Raw genomic sequence first — 16,699 nt, forward strand, 5'->3', positions numbered from 1 at the left:
GGCCGCCTTGGGCTTGGCTGCGGCCTTGGTTTTGGCAGTGGCCTTGGGCTTGGCCAGGGCCTTGGCTGTCTTGGCCTTGGGTGATTTCGCAGCCTTGCCGCCCTTGGTGGCTTTTTGTGCAATCAGCGCCACCGCCATCGCAAGCGTCAGCGCCTCAGGCTCAAGGTCCTTGGGCAAGGTCGCATTGATCTTGTCCCATTTCACATAAGGTCCGTAGCGTCCCGCCATCACATGCACCGGCCCGCCATGCTCGGGGTGTTCGCCCAGATCCTTGAGCGGCGCCGCCGAAGCGCCGCGCGCGCCGCGCCCCATGGCCTTGGCGGACAAAAGCTCCACCGCGCGGTTCATGCCGATGGTCCAGACTTCATCCACCTCGGGCAGATTGGCATAGATCGGCTTGGCCGCATCCTTGGCCTTGTAGCTGACAAATGGCCCGTAGCGCCCGATGGCCGCCTCGACCGGCGCGCCATCCTCGGGATGCGCGCCCACCCATCGTGGCAGCGCCAAAAGCCTGAGCGCCCCGTCCAGATCGATTGTCTCCACCACCCATCCCTTGGGCAGCGAGGCGCGCTTGGGCTTGGGGTCGTCGGTGGTGGCCTCGCCCAGTTGCACATAGGGGCCAAACCGGCCATCGCGCAGCGTGACGGGCAGCGATGTGTCGGGATCAACGCCCAGCATCTTGCCCTGCGCACCGATGGCCGTGCCGGCATCGGCATCGGCATTGGGCGGGCCGAAGGGGCGGGTGTAGCGGCAGTCGGGATAGTTCGAACAGCCGATGAAGGCCCCGCCCGAGCGTGCGGTGCGCATGCTCAGCCGCCCCTGCCCACAGGTCGGGCAGGCACGCGGATCAGAGCCGTCGGGCTTGGCCGGAAACAGATGCGGCTCCAGCACCTCGTTGATCTTGTCCAGCACATCGGTGATGCGCAATTCCGCCGTTTCGGCCAAGGATGCCGAAAAATCGCGCCAGAAGGCATCAAGCACCGTCTTGTAGGCGCGCGCGCCGGCGCTGACCTCATCCAGCTGGTTTTCCAGATCGGCGGTGAAATCATATTCCACATATCGGCCAAAGTAATTGACCAGGAATGCAGTGACCAGCCGCCCCTTGTCTTCGGGGATCAGGCGGTTCTTGTCCTTGCGGACGTAACCGCGCGCCACGATCGTGTCGAGAATGCTGGCATAGGTCGAAGGCCGCCCGATGCCCAGCTCTTCCATCCGCTTGACCAGTGTCGCCTCGGTGTAGCGGGGCGGGGGCTGGGTGACATGCTGCTGGCCCAGAACCGCGCCATCGGCCGACAAAAGCGCCGCTGCATCCTCGGCCATGCCGGTCTGGGGGGCGGGGCGGCCCGCCAGCTTGACCCAATCGCCAGACAGGGCGCGCGCCACGGGTGTGAGCGCCTCGCCACGCGCCATCTGTGGCAAGCGGCGGCTGTCTTCGTCTTCGGCGTCGTCGCGGCCTTCTTCGTAAAGCTTCAGGAACCCGTCGAACAACATCACCTGCCCGGTCGCGCGCAATTCCACCTGTAGATCGGCGCTGGCGATGGTGACGGTGGTGCGTTCCAGCCGCGCCGCCGCCATCTGGCTGGCGATGGTGCGCTTCCAGATCAGGTCATAAAGCTTGCGCTGATCTTCCTCGGACAGGCGCAATTCGCCCGGTGCCTTGGCCATGTCGGTGGGGCGGATGCATTCATGGGCCTCTTGCGCATTCTTGGCCTTGTTCTTGTACATGCGCGGATCGGCGGGGACATATTCGGCGCCATAGCGCGTCTTGATCGTGTCGCGGGCGGCATGCACCGCCTCGGGCGCCATGTCGATGCCATCGGTACGCATATAGGTGATGTGGCCCGCCTCATAGAGGCGCTGGGCCGCGCTCATGGTCTGGCGCGCGCCCATGCCGAATTTGCGGCTGGCCTCTTGCTGGAGGGTCGATGTCATGAAGGGTGGGGCGGGGTTGCGATTGGCGGGCTTGGCTTCCACATCGGTGACGCTGAGCGCGCGCGACGATACGGCCTGCACCGCCAGCCCGGCCTCGGCCGCGGTCGCCAGATCGAAGCGGTCAAGCTTGCGGCCCCGCAGATGCGTCAACCGCGCCTCGAATTCCTGTCCGCGCGGTGTTTGCAGCATGGCGCGCACCGACCAGTATTCGCGGCCGCGAAAGGCTTCGATTTCCATCTCGCGGTCGGTGATGATGCGCAAGGCCACCGATTGCACCCGGCCCGCCGATTTCGCGCCGGGCAGCTTGCGCCACAACACGGGCGACAGGTTGAAGCCCACCAGATAATCCAGCGCCCGGCGCGCCAGATAGGCCTCGACCAGTTCCATGTCGACCTGACGGGGGTTCTTCATCGCTTCGGTGACGGCGGATCTGGTGATCGCGTTGAACACCACGCGGCTGACGGGCATGCCGGGCTTGATCGCCTTGCGGCTGGTCAGCGCCTCTTGCAGGTGCCATGAAATCGCCTCGCCCTCGCGGTCGGGGTCGGTGGCAAGGATCAGGACGGGGTCATCTTTCAACGCATCGGCGATCGCCTTGACGTGCTTGCGGCTATCGACGCCGATTTCCCATTCCATCGCGAATCCCTGCTCGGGATCCACCGATCCATCCTTCGACGGCAGGTCCCGCACATGGCCGTAAGACGCCAACACCGTGTAATCGCTTCCAAGATATCCATTGATTGTCTTGGCCTTGGCGGGCGATTCTACGACGACGACGGGCATATGCTGGTTTCCTGTTCCGGCCGGGGGCCTTGTGGCGGCGGACCATGTGGGGTCGGGGCCTGCCTTGTCAATGCGTCAGCGACGGGGGCAAAGCCGCTCATTTTCAATGAGGCTTTTTTTGAGGGTCAGCCGCAGGGGCGCTAGAGCCGGGTGATCAGGCCGCCGCCTGCACGGTTGATCCGGCCCGCCATCTCAAGCACGGCAAGGGCTTGGGCGATCTTGCGCGGTGGATGGCCAAGATCACGGATCAACTGATCCTCGGCCACGGGGGCGGCGCCCAGACAGGTCAGGATGGCGCCCTCCAGCCCGCCATCGGGCAGGGTGGCGGGTGAAAGGCCGGGTGTCGCGGGGGCTGTCTGGGCCTGTGCGATGGCGGGGCGCGCAATGATGGGGGGGGCAGTGACCGGGCCGCCCAGGGCCTCGATCACATCTTCGGCCCCGCGCACCAGGATCGCGCCATCGCGGATCAACAGATTGCCGCCACCGGCGCGGGCATCCATCGGATGACCGGGCACCGCCATCACCTCGCGCCCCTGATCAAGCGCCATGCGCGCGGTGATCAGCGACCCGGATCGCGTGGCAGCCTCGACCACGATGACGGCGCGCGACAGGCCCGACACGATGCGGTTGCGGCGCGGGAAATGGCGGGCTTGCGGGTCGAGCCCAAAGGGCATTTCGCTGATCATCAGCCCATGGGCCGCGATCTGGGCGGCCAGATCGATGTTCTCGGCGGGATAGATGCAATCGAGGCCCCCGGCCATGACAGCGATGGTGCCGGTGTCCAGCGCGGCGCGATGGGCCAGCGCATCGATGCCGCGCGCCAGACCCGACACGATGACATGGCCGGCCGCCCCCAGATCACCCGCCAGCCGGCGCGCCATGCGCGTGCCCATGGCCGATGCGTTGCGCGTGCCGACCAGGGCCAGCATCGGCCGGTGCAGCAGTTCGATCCGGCCCTTGGCCCACAACAGGGGCGGGGCATCGGCGATTTCGGCAAGGGCCGCGGGGTAGTCGCGATCGCCAAGGCAGATCATCTTGGCACCGGCGCGTTGGGCGGCGCGCCATTCCGCCAATGCCACGGCTTCGGGGCAGGGGGCATAGCCATCCACGCCCGCCGCACGCGCCAGATCGGGCAGCGCCGCCAGCGCCGCGCGCGCACCGCCATGCGCGCCCATCAGCCGCAGATAGGTGGCCGGACCCACCCGGCGCGAGCGGATCAGCCGCAGGCGTGCGATCCTGTCCGCCTCATCGGCGGCAGGAGCGGGCAGAAAGCTGTGGTCAGGTTCGGCGAATCCGAACTCGGTGTCGTGATGCATGGGCCAAGGCTAGGCCGATAATGGTTAACGCAATGTTACCGCCCCGACCCTCACGCCGCCGAACCGCCGACCGTCAGCCCGCCGATCAACAGCGTGGGCTGGCCCACGCCCACCGGCACCCATTGGCCCGCCTTGCCGCAATTGCCCATGCCCGGGTCCAGCGCCATGTCATTGCCGATCGCCCGGATCTGTTGCAGCGCGGTGGCCCCATCGCCGATCAGCGTGGCGCCTTTGACCGGCGCGCCGATCACGCCGTTCTTCACGCGATAGGCCTCGGTGCAGCTGAACACGAATTTGCCGTTGGTGATATCGACCTGACCGCCGCCAAAACCGACGGCATAGATGCCATCCCTGAGATCGGCCAGGATATCGGCGGGGTCGGCATTGCCGCCCAGCATGTAGGTGTTGGTCATCCGTGCCATCGGCGCATGGGCATAGCTTTCGCGCCGCCCGTTGCCGGTGGCGGCCACGCCCATCAGACGGGCCGATTGCCGGTCTTGCATGTAGCCCACCAGAATGCCGTCCTCGATCAGCACATTGCGGGCCGATGGCGTGCCTTCGTCATCGACGCTGATCGATCCGCGCCGGTCGGGGATGGTGCCATCATCAAGAACGGTCACACCCGGCGCTGCGACGCGCTGGCCCATCAGACCGGCAAAGGCCGATTGCTTCTTGCGGTTGAAATCGCCCTCCAGCCCATGGCCCACCGCCTCGTGCAGCAAGATCCCGGGCCAGCCGGGGCCAAGCACCACATCCATGGCACCCGCCGGGGCGGGTTCGGCCGACAGGTTGACCACCGCGATGCGCAGCGCCTCACGCGCCAGCGCCTCCCAATGGGGGCGTTCCAAAAGACCGGTCAGACCGATTCGCCCGCCGCCGCCCGCGCTGCCTGTTTCGCGGCGGCCCTTGTCTTCGACGATCACCGAAATGTTGAGCCGCACCATGGGCCGCACATCGCGCACCCGGCCACCTTCGGGGCGCAAGATCTCCACCTCCTGATGGCTGGCCGCCAGCGAGGCCGACACTTGGACGACCTTTGGGTCAAGGGCACGGGCAAAGGCGTCGATCTGGGCCAGCATATCAAGCTTTACGGCAAATTCCGCGCCCGCCATCGGGTCGGCATCGGTGTAAAGCCGCTGATTGGTGCCGTGCGGCGCTTCGGCCAGCGTGCCGCCGCCATCGCCCACCGCCAACCGCGCGGTTTGCGCGGCGCGGCGCAGGGCGGCTTCGGAAATTTCGGTGGAATGGGCATACCCCGCCACCTCGCCCTTGACCGCGCGCAGGCCGAAGCCTTCGCCGGCATCATAGCTGGCGGTCTTGACGCGCCCGTCATCGAACACCAGCACCTCGGAGCGGCGGCGTTCCAGAAACAGCTCGCCATCCTCGGCGCCGGCGGTGGCCGCGCGCAAGATGCCAAGCGCTGCCGCCTCGTCGATCAGTGTCTCGAAGGGGCGAAAGGGGGGGTGATCGGACAAGGTGCCTCCGGCGTGGATGGGCTGCCGCAAAAATGACCGCGGTCACATTCGCGCAGGGTGAGACATTTAGACCAAATGCGTTGGCGTCGTCTCAGCTATATGGTCCGTTCGACAAAGAACGCAACGGCACGCCGCAGATGAACCCATGGGTGGTGCGCCGGGAAAGACAGGACAGACCGCAATGACCCTTCGCAAGATGCTGGGCGGCCTTGGGGCCGCATTTGGTGCAACCCTGTTCGCGGGCATGGCAGCGGCACAAACCGCCTCGATGCGCGATGGGCTGGACATCATCGGGGCGCCCGTGCCCGGTGGCATTGGCTTTCAGCCCGGTGTCACCGAAGTGGCGCGCGATATTCGTGCGCTCGACAGTTTCCTTCTGGTGATCATGACGGCGATCGTGCTGTTTGTCACGGCGTTGATGATCTGGGCGGCGGTCCGCCACAATGCCAAGGCGAACCCGAAGCCCGCCACCTTCACCCACAACACCCGCATCGAAATCGCATGGACCGTCGTGCCCCTGATCATCCTTGTGGTGATCGGCGCCTTTTCGCTGCCGGTGCTGTTCAAGCAGCAAACCATCCCCGAGGCGGATGTGGTCGTGAAGGCCACGGGCTATCAGTGGTACTGGGGCTATGAATACCCCGAGCATGGCATCGTCTACGACAGCTTCATGCTGCGCGAGGATGAGTTGGAGGAATTCGGCTATTCGCGCGACGAATACCTGCTTGCCACCGACACCGCCATGGTCGTGCCGACCGGCGCGACCGTCGTGGTGCAGGTCACTGCCTCGGACGTGATCCATTCCTGGACCGTCCCCGCCTTTGGCGTGAAGCAAGATGGCGTGCCGGGTCGTCTGGCCGAGTTGTGGTTCAAGGTCGAGCCGGGTCAGGAAGGCGTCTATTTCGGCCAGTGTTCGGAATTGTGCGGTGTGAACCATGCCTATATGCCGATCACCGTCTTTGCCGTGACGCAAGAAGAATACGATGCCTGGATCAATGGCGAAGCGCAGGATTTCGCCAGCGCGGGCGGCATGCGGGCGCCGCGGGTTCTGGAACTGGCTTTGGCCAACTGATCTGACAGGCCGGGCTTGGGTCCGGCTTGTTTTCTATTCCCGGGCCGATGCCCGACCTTGATCGCAGGATTTGGCAAGCGCCCATGACCGACCTGACCACCAACACCTCCGCACACGCGACCGAAGGCGAAGCGCGGTTTGGCGATTACATACAGCTTCTCAAGCCGCGGGTGATGTCGCTGGTGGTCTTTACGGCCCTGGTCGGTCTTTTGGTGGCGCCCGTCCGCGTCGATCCGATGATCGGTTTTACCGCGATCTTGTTCATCGCGCTGGGTGCGGGTGCGTCGGGCGCGCTGAACATGTGGTATGATGCCGATATCGACCGGGTGATGCGCCGCACCGCCCGCCGCCCCGTGCCAGCGGGCAAGGTCGCGCCGGGTGAGGCGCTGTCGCTGGGCCTGTGGCTGTCGGCGATTTCGGTGGCGATGCTGGGCTTGGCGACCAACTGGATGGCCGCAGGGCTGTTGGCGTTCACGATCTTTTTCTACGCGGTCGTCTACACCATCTGGCTCAAGCGCGCGACGCCGCAGAACATCGTGATCGGCGGCGCCGCGGGGGCCTTTCCGCCCATGGTGGGCTGGGTTGCGGCCACAGGGTCGGTCAGCCTTGAGGCGGTGCTGATGTTCGGGCTGATCTTCATGTGGACGCCGCCGCATTTCTGGGCGCTCGCGCTGTTCATGAAAGCGGACTACCACGAAGCAAAGGTGCCGATGCTGACCGTGACCCATGGCCGGCCGGAAACGCGGCGCCAGATCCTGATCTACACGGTGTTGCTGGCGCCTGTGGCGCTGGGCCTGGCGCTGACATCGATCGCCGGGCCGGTCTATCTGGCGGCCGCGATCGTTTTGAACGCCATCTTCCTCAAGGGCGCGTGGGACATCTGGCGCCGCGATGAGGCTGTGGCCGAGGCCGATGGCTACGCCGTTGAAAAGCGCGTCTTTCGCTTCTCTCTCTATTACCTGTTCTTGCACTTTGGTGCGCTTTTGGCCGATGCGGGCCTGCGCGTCTGGGGGATTGTCTGATGCCGATCACGCAAACCCATGAGCTGCACAAGCGCCGCTTTGGCCGCAATCTGGGTGTGGCGCTGAGCCTTGTGGGATTTGCCGCCATTGTCTTTGGCCTGACTGTCGCCAAGATCCGGCAAGGATCCCTGATGGAAGGGTTCGACCATCAGCCGCGCGTCTCGGTCACCCCCCCGGTGGAGCGTGATCAATGAGTGCCAATTCCAAGGTCGTCACGCGTCTTTTGGGCGTGATCGTCGTGATGAGCGCGCTGGCCTGGGGCTCGGTTCCGTTCTACGACTGGTTTTGCCGCGTGACGGGCTTTGGCGGCACCACACAGGTGGCCAGCGGCGACAGCGAGGTGATCCTCGATCAGACCATCCGCGTGCGCTTTGACGCCAGCCTGGCCCATGACATGCCGTGGGAATTCCGCGCCATGCAGCCGCATATGGATATCCGGATCGGGGAAACCGGTCTGGCCTTTTACGAGGCCTACAACCCGACCGACAAACCCGTGGCCGGCACCGCGTCGTTCAATGTCGCACCCTTTTCGACGGGCGGCTATTTCGTCAAGATCGCCTGTTTCTGCTTTGAGCTGCAGGTCTTGCAACCCGGCGAACGGGTGCAGATGCCGGTCAGCTTTTTCGTCGATCCCGCCATCGTCGACGACCCGGACGCGAACGGCACCCCCGCCATCACCCTGTCCTACACCTTTCACGTGACGGACATCCCCCAAGACCTTGCCGCGCTGGACGCATCCGCGCCTGTGGCGAACTGAAGACACCCCGGACCGAGGACGATACCCATGGCCCATACCAAGAACCACGACTATCATATCATCAACCCCTCGATCTGGCCCTTCATCGCGGCGGCCTCGGCTTTCGCGATGCTGTTTGGCGCCGTGAACTGGATGCATGACGGCACACCCTGGATGTTCCTGATGGGGTTTGTTGCCGTCTTGTACGTCATGTTCGGCTGGTGGGCCGATGTGGTGTCGGAAAGCAATTCGGGCGACCATACGCCGGTCGTGCGGATCGGTCTGCGCTATGGCTTCATCATGTTCATCATGTCCGAGATCATGTTCTTTGCGGCATGGTTCTGGGCCTTTTTCAAGCATGCCATCTACCCGATGAACATGTACGAGGCGTCGGCCTATGTGCCGCCGGAAATCTACGCGGTTGATCCCTTTCACCTGCCGCTGATCAACACGCTGGTGCTGCTGTTGTCGGGCTGTGCCGTGACATGGTCGCACCACGCGCTGGTGCATGGCGGCCCCCGCAAGGATGTGGCCAACGGGCTGATCATCGGTGTGGTGCTGGGCCTGCTCTTTACCGGGTTGCAGGGGTTCGAATATTACGAACTGATCGCCCATTACGGCTGGACCTTCGGGGGCGACAAGTTCTTTTCGACCTTTTTCCTCGCGACCGGCTTTCATGGGATGCATGTGGTCATTGGCACGATCTTCCTGTTCGTGTGTTGGCTGCGGGTGCTGAAGGGTCATTTCACCGCCGAAAAGCACATCGGCTTTGAAGCGGCGGCCTGGTACTGGCATTTCGTGGATGTGGTGTGGCTGTTCTTGTTCCTGGCCGTCTATATCTGGGGTCAGGCAGTCGTCATCGGCTAAGCCCGGCGGGGTGGGGGGCTTTGCCCCCCGTCACCCGGTCCGGGTGGCACGCCGGAGTATCTGGAACGCAGCGAGGGGCGCGATTTGACCTCGCCGCGGCATGGAGGGCCTGCCGTTCGGGCGGGCCTTTTCTTTGGGAGGGATGGCATGGGACGGTTGATCGGTGCCCTGGTCCTTGGGGTTGCGGGGGTTGCGATCCTGATGTCGCTGGGCATCTGGCAGATGCAGCGCCTGGCGTGGAAAGAGGGCATTCTGGCCGAGATCGCGGCGCGCATCGCGGCCGATCCGGTGGCCTTGCCCCTTGTACCTGACCCCAAGGATCACCCCTATCTGCCCGTCGCCCTGGAGGGACGATTTGATCCCGGCTTCGTGCGGGTGCTGGTCAGTCAAAAGGGCATGGGCGCGGGGTATCGCATCATCTCGGCGCTTGAGACACCGACGGGGCGCCGGGTTTTGGTCGATCGCGGGGTGATACCGGTCGCGGCCGCGATGCCACCGGATGGTTTGGGCGCGGTCAGCGTTACCGGCAATCTGCACTGGCCCAAGGAGCGGGACGGATTTACCCCTGCAAATGATCTGGCGGACAATCTGTGGTTTGCCCGCGATGTGGCGGAGCTGGCGGCGCATCTGGGGGCCGAGCCGGTTTTGCTGATCGCGCGCACGATCACCCCCGCCGAGGCCGCGATCAGGCCCCTGCCGGTCGGGCTCGAGACCATTCCCAACGACCATCTGAGCTATGCCATCACGTGGTTTTCGCTGGCGGCCGTGTGGTTGGGGATGACACTGTTCCTGCTCTGGCGTACAGGGACGCGATCTGCATAAGGGACGGCTTGGTCGATGCGCTACATCTCCACCCGGGGTCAGGCCCCCGAATTGAGCTTTGAAGACACGATGCTGACGGGGCTGGCGCGCGATGGGGGCCTTTATGTGCCCGCCAGCCTGCCGCGTTTTGCACCCGGCGATATCAGCGCCATGGCGGGCCTGTCCTATGAGGAGGTCGCGTTTCGCGTGATGCGCCCCTTTATCGGCGATGCCTTCAGCGATGCGGAATTTGGTGACATCATCGCGCGCGCCTATGCGGGCTTTGGCCATGCGGCGCGTGCGCCACTGAAACAGCTGCAAGACAATCATTTCCTGCTTGAGCTGTTTCACGGCCCCACGCTGGCCTTCAAGGATTTCGCGATGCAGCTGATCGGTCAGCTGTTTCAGGCGGCGCTGGCGCGGTCGGGCAAGCGCGTGACCATTGTGGGGGCCACCAGCGGCGACACCGGGTCGGCCGCGATGGAGGCGTTTCGCGGGCTGTCGAATGTGGATGTCTTCATCCTTTATCCGCATGGCCGGGTATCGGATGTGCAGCGCCGCCAGATGACCACCGTGACCGAGGCCAACGCCCATGCGCTGGCCATCACCGGCACCTTCGACGATGCGCAGGCGCGCCTGAAGGATATGTTCAACGATTTCACCTTTCGCGATGAGGTGCGGCTGGCGGGTGTGAATTCGATCAACTTCGCGCGCGTGCTGGCGCAGGTGGTCTATTATTTCACCGCAGCCGTCGCCTTGGGTGCGCCGCACCGCCCCGTCAGCTTTACGGTGCCGACGGGCAATTTCGGCGATGTCTTTGCAGGCTATCTGGCCAAGCGGCTGGGTTTGCCGATCGAGCGGCTGGTGGTGGCCACCAATCAGAACGACATCTTGCACCGGGCGCTGTCGTCGGGCGAATATGCCACCCATGGCGTGACGCCCACGATCAGCCCGTCGATGGACATTCAGGTCAGTTCCAATTTTGAACGGGCGCTGTTTGACGCCTATGGCCGCGATGGCGTGGCTGTCGCGCAGTTGATGGATGCGTTGAAGGCGGGCGGTTTCCACATCAGCGAGGGCGCGCTTGCGGCATTGCGCGCCGATTTCGCCTCGGGGCGCGCATCGGAAGCCCAGACCGCTGCCATGATCGCGCGCGCCCGCGCCGAGATGGGCGAGCTTTTGTGCCCCCATTCCGCCGTCGGCGTGCATGTCGCGCAGGGGTTTCTTGGCACAACGCCCATGGTTACGCTGGCCACCGCCCATCCCGCGAAATTCCCCGATGCGGTCGAGGCCGCGACGGGGCTTCGCCCGGCCCTGCCGCCGCGAATGGCCGATCTGTTCGACCGCCCCGAGCGGATGACGCGGGTCGATAATGATTTGACTGCGATTGAAACCCTGATCCGCGAGGCATTGGCCCAGTGAGCGTCGAACTTCATACCCTATCGAACGGCCTGCGGATTGTGACCGAGCATATGCCGGGGCTGGAATCGGCCGCGCTTGGTCTGTGGGTGTCGGCCGGTGGCCGGCACGAGGCCGCCGACCAGAACGGCATCGCGCATTTTCTTGAACACATGGCCTTCAAGGGCACAAGGCGCCGCACCGCATTGCAGATCGCCGAGGAAATCGAAGATGTGGGCGGCTATATCAACGCCTACACAAGCCGCGAGGTCACGGCCTATTACGCGCGGGTTCTCAAGGATGATGTGCCCCTGGCACTCGATCTGATTGCCGACATCGTCTTGAACCCGATCTTTGATCCGCGCGAGATCGAGGTGGAGCGCGGCGTGATCTTGCAGGAAATCGGACAGGCCGCCGATACGCCCGACGACATCATCTTTGACTGGCTGCAAGAGGTCTCGTATCCCGGGCAGGCTTTGGGGCGCACGATCCTTGGGCCCAGCGACCGGGTGCGCGCCTTTGGGCGGGCAGATTTCGACCGGTTCGTGGCCAGCCATTACGGGCCGGGTCAGTTGATCTTGTCGGCGGCCGGTGCGGTCGATCATGACCGGATCGTGCGCTTGGCGGAGGCGATTTTCGGCCATCTGCCGCCGTCGCATCCGATGCAGCCGGAAGCAGCCACATTCGCCAGCGGCGAGCGCCATGAGATCAAGGCGCTGGAACAGGCGCATTTCACCCTTGCGCTCGAGGCGCCGGGGTATCGGTCGGATGATTTCTACACCGCCCAGATCTATGCCAGTGCTCTGGGTGGGGGGATGTCGTCGCGGCTGTTTCAGGAAATCCGCGAAAAGCGGGGCCTGTGTTACACGATCTATGCCCAGGTCGGCAGCTATGACGACACCGGCATGTTGACCATCTATGCCGGCACCTCGGGCGAGGATCTGGCGCAACTGGTGGGGCTGACCGTTGATGAGTTGAAACGCTCGGCCGAGGATATGAGCCGGGCCGAACTGGACCGCGCGCGGGCACAGATGAAGGCGGGGTTGCTGATGGGGCTTGAAAGCCCATCGGCGCGCGCCGAACGTCTGGCACGGCTGGTGGCGGTGTGGAACCGCGTGCCGCCCCTGACCGAAACAGTGGCCCAGATCGAAGCGGTGACGCTGGCGGGCTTGCGCGATCACGCGGTGGGCCTTGTGGGGGCGGGGCAAGCGGCGATGGCGCTTTACGGACCCGTGGCCGGCGCACCCCGCTTGGGCAAGATCACGGAGCGGCTGGTCGCCTGATGCTTTTGCGCAAACGGCATCTCAGGCTTGAGACCGAGCGCCTGACGCTCCGCTTGCCGCGCCATGCCGATTTCCGGTCCTGGGCGGCCCTGCGCGATGGATCGCGCGGGTTTCTGACCCCGTGGGAACCAGGCTGGGCCGCCGATCATCTGAGCCGCAAGAGCTTTACGGGGCGTGTCTATTGGGCGCAACGCGCGCTTGGCGATGGCACTGCGGTGCCGCTGTTCATCGTGCGGCGATCCGATGAGACGCTGCTGGGCGCCATCACGCTTGACAATATCCGCCGCGGTCCGGCGCAATCGGCCACGCTGGGTTACTGGATCGGCGCGCCCCATGCGCGGCAGGGCTACATGCGCGAGGCCATCGAGGTCATGGTCCATCATGCCTTTCGCGGGCTGGATCTGAGCCGGGTCGAGGCGGCGTGCCTGCCGGAAAACATCGCCTCGCGGGGGGTTCTGGAAAAGACCGGCTTCAAATACGAGGGTGTGGCGCAAAGCTATCTCCAGATCGGCGGGCGGTGGCGCAACCATGTGCTGTATGCCCATCTGCGCCATGACCGGCGCGGGCGCACCGATGTGGCCTGAGCCGTGACACCCCGAACCGGAGCGCGCGAGATGACCGATTTTCTGACCCGACTGGCAGCGATCTTGCCGCCGCAGGCGATCCGCGATGTCACGCCCGCCTATCTGGAGGAACCGCGCGGCCGTTGGCAGGGGCGGGCCCTGGCGATTGTGGCGCCTGCCAGTGTCGACGAGGTCTCGGCGGTGCTGGGGCTGTGTTCGCAGACGGGCACGCCCGTCATTCCCTATGGCGGTGGCACGGGGCTGGTGGGCGGCCAATTGGCAGAAGAGGGCACAGCGCCCGTGATCTTGACGCTGGAGCGGATGCGCGCGCTGCGCAGCTTTGATGTGGATGCGGGCACGCTGACCATCGAGGCGGGCGCGATCTTGCAAGACATCCATGCCATGGCCGAGGCGCAGGGCTGGATCTTTCCGCTGACGCTGGCCAGCCAGGGCTCGGCGCGGCTGGGCGGGTTGCTTGCCACCAATGCAGGCGGGGTCAATGTGATCCGCTATGGCAATGCGCGCGATCTGGTTCTGGGGATCGAGGCGGTGCTGGCGGACGGCACGGTGATCAACACGCTTTCGCCCTTGCGCAAGAACAACATGGGCTATGATCTGCGCCATCTTCTGATCGGGTCCGAGGGCACGCTGGGGGTGATCACGGCCGCGTCCCTGCGGCTGTTTCCCAAGCCCGCGCGGCAAGGGGCGGCGATGGTGGTCGTGCCATCGCCCGAGGCGGCGCTGAGCTTGCTGAAGCTGGCGCAGGCGCGGGTGGGCGATGCGCTGTCGGCCTTTGAACTGATCAGCCAGCAGGGGTTGCTGTTTCTCGATGCGATGGGCCCCGAGACGCGCCAGCCCTTTGATCCGCGCCCCGAATGGATGTGCCTGATCGATCTGGGCATGGGGGCGGGCGGCAATCCCGAAGCGGCGCTGGAGGCGCTGTTTGCCGCCGCTTTCGAGGCGGGGCTGGTCAGCGACGGGGTGATCGCGCAATCCGATGGCCAGCGGGCCGAATTCTGGGCGCTGCGCGAAAACATCCCCGAGGCCAATCGCCGGATCGGGGCGGTATCCTCGCATGATATTTCGGTGCCGGTCGCGCTGGTGCCGCGCTTCATTGCCGAGGCCCCCGCGCGCATCGGGGCGGTGGGGGCGTTTCGGCTGAATTGCTTTGGCCACATGGGCGACGGCAATCTGCATTACAACGTCTTTCCGATGCCCGGCAAATCCCGCGCCGACCACGATAACCAGCGGGGCGCGATCAAGCGGGCGGTGCATGATCTGGTTGAAGAGCTGGGTGGGTCGGTTTCGGCCGAGCATGGGGTCGGGCGGCTCAAGGTCGATGATCTGGAGCGGTATGGCGATCCGGGCAAGCTTGTGGCGATGCGCGCGATCAAATCGGCGCTGGACCCCAGGGGCATCTTGAACCCCGGCGCGGTGCTGCGGCTCTGATCGGGCCGGGGGCCTTGCGGCCCCCGCGCGGCGCGCCGGCTCGGGCCCCGGTGGGGCCGCTCGCCGGCGCGCTGGGCGCGGGTGGCATGGCCAGTGCCCGTCCTTGGCGCGGCGCTGTTTGCGCCGGGTTGCGGCAGCGCCGCCTAGAAGGGCATTGGATGGGCCTTGTGGATCTGGTCGATCTCGGCCAGCTGATCGGCGCCAAGCGTCAGGTCGATCCCCTTGAGGATATGGGCCAGCTGGTCGCAGGTCGTGGCCCCGAAGATCGTCGAGACCCCAAAGGGGCGCTGCACGCTGAAGGCCAGCGCCATATGCACCGGGTCGAGGTCGTGGCGGGCCGCCATTTCCAGATAGGCCGATACCGCGTCAAAGGCGCGTGCGGTCTTGCGCCCGCCCAGATCGCCATTGATCGCCATCCGGCTGCCCGCAGGCAGGGCGCCGTTCTGGTATTTGCCGGTCAAAAGCCCCGTGGCCAGCGGTGAATAGCCCAGCAGCGTCACCGCCTCGTTCACCGCCAGTTCCGCCAGATCCGTGTCGTAGAGGCGGCACAGCAGGGAATATTCGTTCTGGATCGATTGCACCCGCGGCAGGCCATGCGCCCGGGCAAGATCCAGCCATTGCGCGGTGCCCCATGCGCTTTCATTCGAGAGCGCGAAGTGACGGATCTTGCCCGATTTCACGGCGCGCTCTGCTGCCTCGAGCAGGGCCAGCATATCGGCGCGGGTCGCGGCGCGATCCTGAGCGGAAGGGTCATAGCGCCAGTTCTGGCGAAAGTGGTAGCTGCCCCGGTTGGGCCAGTGGATCTGGTAGATGTCGATCACATCGGTCTTGAGCCGCACAAGCGAGGCATCGAGCGCCTGGGCAAAGGTTGCGGGGGTGATGTCTTGGCCAAAGCGCACAAAGCCCGCATTCTTGCCGGTGATCTTGGTGGCCAGCAGGTAGTCGCCGCGCCGGCCCGGATGCTGTGCGTTCCAGTTGCCCAGCACCGTTTCGCTCAGCCCCACGGTTTCGGGGGTGACCGGGTTGACCGGATACATCTCGGCGGTGTCGATGATGGTGATGCCCGCATCAAGCGCCATGTCCATCTGGCGGTGTGCGTCACCTTCGGGGGTGTGGGTGCCCCATGTCATCGTGCCCAGACAATAATCGGTGATCTGGGTGTCGGTCGTGCCGAGGGTGATCTTGCGCATGGGGTGTGTGTCCTGTCATCGCCTTGGGGGCGGACACTAGGGGACGGAGCGGGATCTGCAAGGTCGGGGCTTGAGAACATATCATGAACATGTATCTTGTGGGTCATGGATATGCCCATGCTGACCCGTCAGAGCCATCGCCATGACCGCCCCGGAGTGCCGCTTTTGGGCCGCTTCCGGCTGTCGGGCGGGCGGGCACACGAGATCTGCGGCGCGGCGCGGCGGCGGTTGGCCTTGTGGCTTTTGGCTGGAGTGCCGGGGCCGGTGATCTGGATTCGGCCCGCATGGCACCCTGACAGGCTGCATATGGCGGGCGTGCGGGGCGAGATCGATCCGAGCCGTTTGATCATGGTCACGCCCGAGCGGCCCGAGGATCTGCTGTGGGTGATGGAGGAGGCGCTGCGCGCGGGTGCGGTGGCGGCCGTGATCGGCGATCTGCCCGAGGCTCCGGGGCTGACGCCGATCCGCCGGTTGCATCTGGCCGCCGAGGCGGGGGTGGCGGCGCATGGGCAGATGGCGCTGGGGCTGGTGTTGACGCCGGGGGGGGGCGGCGCGCCGGGGGTGGAAAGCCGCTGGCGGCTGGAGCCCGCCCATGACACCCGCGCCGAGGGGTGGCATTTGTCGCGTCTGCGCGCGCGCGATGGTGGCCCGGGCGACTGGCTGGTGCGGCGCGACAGGGCGGGGCATGTGGCGATCTGCGACCGGGTGGTGGTTCCGGCCTGAGCCTGTGGCCCGCGCCCCAAGGGTGAAAATCGCGCGTGCATCGCCGGCCCGGCCCGGCTAGGCCTAGGCTGACGTCCTTGCGCCCCGTG

Annotated in this window: 15 protein-coding genes; 11 read left to right on the top strand and 4 right to left on the bottom strand. The window is 65.4% G+C overall.

Features of this window, described 5'->3' with window-relative positions:
- From topA to tldD, 3 genes are all read right to left on the bottom strand, one after another.
- Positions 1–2,715 (bottom strand): type I DNA topoisomerase (gene topA / locus Q0094_RS07070; RefSeq protein WP_297616933.1); only part of this gene is annotated, 2,715 nt, incomplete at its 3' end.
- Positions 2,716–2,855: 140 nt separating this feature from the next.
- Positions 2,856–4,031: a DNA-processing protein DprA gene (dprA, locus tag Q0094_RS07075; protein ID WP_297616935.1), complete on the bottom strand. Its 1,176-nt coding sequence runs from the start codon at positions 4,029–4,031 to the stop codon at positions 2,856–2,858.
- 50 nt (positions 4,032–4,081) lie between these two features.
- Complete coding sequence (tldD, locus tag Q0094_RS07080) at positions 4,082–5,506, bottom strand: metalloprotease TldD (RefSeq protein ID WP_297616937.1); 1,425 nt, start codon at positions 5,504–5,506, stop codon at positions 4,082–4,084.
- 244 nt (positions 5,507–5,750) lie between these two features.
- On the opposite strand from tldD, the gene coxB reads away from it, so the two are divergent.
- The 10 genes from coxB (at position 5,751) to Q0094_RS07130 (ending at position 14,697) form a co-directional block, all read left to right on the top strand.
- A complete protein-coding gene (coxB, locus tag Q0094_RS07085) occupies positions 5,751–6,578 on the top strand; it encodes a cytochrome c oxidase subunit II (protein WP_297616973.1) in 828 nt (275 codons plus the stop codon).
- Between the two features lie 83 nt (positions 6,579–6,661).
- Entirely contained in the window at positions 6,662–7,600 is a 939-nt protein-coding gene (cyoE, locus tag Q0094_RS07090; RefSeq protein ID WP_297616940.1) for a heme o synthase, read from the top strand.
- A complete protein-coding gene (locus Q0094_RS07095) occupies positions 7,600–7,794 on the top strand; it encodes a hypothetical protein (RefSeq protein WP_297616943.1) in 195 nt (64 codons plus the stop codon). Before cyoE ends, Q0094_RS07095 begins: the two co-directional genes overlap by 1 nt.
- Positions 7,791–8,357, top strand: a complete 567-nt coding sequence (locus Q0094_RS07100; protein WP_297616946.1) for a cytochrome c oxidase assembly protein — start codon at positions 7,791–7,793, stop codon at positions 8,355–8,357. The genes Q0094_RS07095 and Q0094_RS07100 overlap by 4 nt, the downstream gene beginning before the upstream one ends.
- Positions 8,358–8,384: 27 nt before the next feature.
- Positions 8,385–9,203: a cytochrome c oxidase subunit 3 gene (locus tag Q0094_RS07105; RefSeq protein WP_297616949.1), complete on the top strand. Its 819-nt coding sequence runs from the start codon at positions 8,385–8,387 to the stop codon at positions 9,201–9,203.
- A 147-nt stretch (positions 9,204–9,350) separates the two neighbouring features.
- Complete coding sequence (locus Q0094_RS07110; RefSeq protein WP_297616952.1) at positions 9,351–10,025, top strand: SURF1 family protein; 675 nt, start codon at positions 9,351–9,353, stop codon at positions 10,023–10,025.
- Between the two features lie 15 nt (positions 10,026–10,040).
- Positions 10,041–11,426, top strand: a complete 1,386-nt coding sequence (gene thrC, locus Q0094_RS07115; RefSeq protein ID WP_297616955.1) for a threonine synthase — start codon at positions 10,041–10,043, stop codon at positions 11,424–11,426.
- The gene (locus Q0094_RS07120) at positions 11,423–12,685 is read left to right on the top strand and encodes a pitrilysin family protein (protein ID WP_297616958.1); all 1,263 of its coding nucleotides are present in this window, start codon (positions 11,423–11,425) and stop codon (positions 12,683–12,685) included. The genes thrC and Q0094_RS07120 overlap by 4 nt, the downstream gene beginning before the upstream one ends.
- The gene (locus Q0094_RS07125) at positions 12,685–13,269 is read left to right on the top strand and encodes a GNAT family protein (RefSeq protein WP_297616961.1); all 585 of its coding nucleotides are present in this window, start codon (positions 12,685–12,687) and stop codon (positions 13,267–13,269) included. Before Q0094_RS07120 ends, Q0094_RS07125 begins: the two co-directional genes overlap by 1 nt.
- A gap of 30 nt (positions 13,270–13,299) precedes the next feature.
- On the top strand, positions 13,300–14,697 hold the full coding sequence (locus Q0094_RS07130; RefSeq protein ID WP_297616964.1) for an FAD-binding oxidoreductase: 1,398 nt from the start codon (positions 13,300–13,302) through the stop codon (positions 14,695–14,697).
- 143 nt (positions 14,698–14,840) lie between these two features.
- On the opposite strand, the gene Q0094_RS07135 is transcribed toward Q0094_RS07130, so the two are convergent.
- Positions 14,841–15,887, bottom strand: coding sequence for an aldo/keto reductase (locus Q0094_RS07135; RefSeq protein ID WP_297616967.1), 1,047 nt, complete (start codon positions 15,885–15,887; stop codon positions 14,841–14,843).
- Positions 15,888–15,992: 105 nt separating this feature from the next.
- Here Q0094_RS07135 and Q0094_RS07140 point away from each other — a divergent pair, with 105 nt between their 5' ends.
- Positions 15,993–16,610, top strand: a complete 618-nt coding sequence (locus tag Q0094_RS07140) for a hypothetical protein (protein WP_297616970.1) — start codon at positions 15,993–15,995, stop codon at positions 16,608–16,610.
- Positions 16,611–16,699: the final 89 nt, after the last annotated feature.

This window comes from uncultured Roseicyclus sp. (genome assembly GCF_937892565.1).
In the GTDB taxonomy this organism is placed as follows: domain Bacteria; phylum Pseudomonadota; class Alphaproteobacteria; order Rhodobacterales; family Rhodobacteraceae; genus Roseicyclus.